Below are 1,833 nucleotides of genomic sequence, written 5' to 3' on the forward strand. Positions count from 1 at the left end.
CTCGTGGAGTCGCGGGATGGGGAGGGTGGTGCGGCGGGTGTGTCGGGGCGGTTGGAGTTCGCCCGGGATCTGTTCGACGAGGAGACGGCAGGCCGGCTGGCCGCGGGTCTGGTGCGGTTGCTGAAGACGGTCGCGGCGGACCCGCAGGTACGGACCGGTGAGCTGGACGTGCTCTCCGCGGTGGAGCGGGGGTGGGTGGTCGAGGGATGGAACGCGACCGATCACGCGGTGGTCCCGGGGACGCTGGTGTCGGGGTTCGAGGAACAGGTAGCCCGGACCCCGGACGCGACCGCTGTCCTGTTCGAGGACGAGTCACTCACGTATGCGGAGCTGGATGTACGGGCGAACCGGCTCGCGCATGAACTCGCCGCCCGGGGAGTGGAACCGGGATCGTTCGTCGCGGTCGCCGCGCCCCGGTCGATGGAACTGGTCACCGCCCTCTACGCGGTCCTGAAGGCGGGGGCCGCGTATGTGCCGGTCGATCCGGACTACCCCGCCGACCGGATCAGCAACATCCTCCAGGACGCCACCCCCACCCTCCTGCTCACCACGAAGGACCTTGCCGGGAAACTGCCCAGCACCACCCCCACCCTCCTGCTGGACACCGATGAAGGCAGGGGCATGGGACGCCCTGACGCCCGCCCGGACGTGACCATCGCACCGAACGCTCCCGCCTACACCATCTTCACCTCCGGCTCCACGGGCCGGCCCAAGGGAGTCGTGATCGGCCACGACGCGATCAACAACCGGCTCGCCTGGATGCAGGACACCTACCACCTCGACACCACCGACCGGGTCCTGCAGAAAACACCCTCCGGGTTCGACGTCTCGGTCTGGGAGTTCTTCTGGCCCCTGCGCACCGGCGCGACCCTCGTCCTCGCCCGCCCCGAAGGCCACAAAGACCCCGCCTACCTCACCACCCTCATCCAGAACACCCGTATCACCACCGCCCACTTCGTCCCCTCGATGCTCCAGGCATTCCTCACCGAACCCACCACCCCCCACTGCACCACCCTGCGCCGCGTCATCTGCTCCGGCGAAGCCCTCCCCACCGACACCGCCCACCGCTTCCACACCCAACTCCCCACCACACAACTCCACAACCTCTACGGACCCACCGAAGCCGCCATCGACGTCACCGCCCACCCCACCACCAACAGCAACACCGGCACTAGCACTGGCAGTGACACCGGCAGTGGCAGTGGTGGCAGTGACACCGGCACCGGCACCGGCAGTGGTGGCACTGGCAGTGGTGGCAGTGGCACTGGCAGTGGTGGTGGTGTTCCGATCGGCCGGCCCATCTGGAACACCCGCACCTACATCCTCGACCACGCCCTGCGCCCCGTCCCCGTCGGCGTCCCCGGCGAGCTCTACCTCGCCGGAATCCAGCTCGCCCACGGCTACACCCACCGCCCCGCCCTCACCGCCGAACGCTTCACCGCCAACCCCCACAGCACCACCGGCGAACGCATGTACCGCACCGGCGACATCGCCCGCTGGACCACCGACGGCACCATCGAATACCAAGGCCGCACCGACGACCAGATCAAACTCCGCGGCTTCCGCATCGAACTCGGCGACATCGAAACCGCCATCACCACCCACCCCCACATCACCCACACCACCGTCCTCCTCCGCGAAGACCACCCCGGCAACAAACAACTCATCGCCTACACCCTCCCCACCCCCGGACACACCCCCGACACCGACCAACTCCGCACCCACGCAGCCACCCACCTCCCCGACCACATGATCCCCGCAGCATTCATCACCCTCACCGAACTCCCCCTCACCACCAACGGAAAACTCGACCGCAAAGCCCTCCCCGCACCC

General features: G+C 68.3%; 1 protein-coding gene. It reads left to right on the forward strand.

What is annotated here, in order from left to right; genetic code table 11:
- Window positions 1-39: 39 nt before the first annotated feature.
- Window positions 40-1,833 (forward strand): AMP-binding protein (locus tag A3Q37_RS35085; RefSeq protein ID WP_369691486.1); only part of this gene is annotated, 1,794 nt, incomplete at its 3' end.

It is taken from the genome of Streptomyces sp. PTY087I2, from assembly GCF_001687325.1.
Lineage (GTDB): Bacteria > Actinomycetota > Actinomycetes > Streptomycetales > Streptomycetaceae > Streptomyces.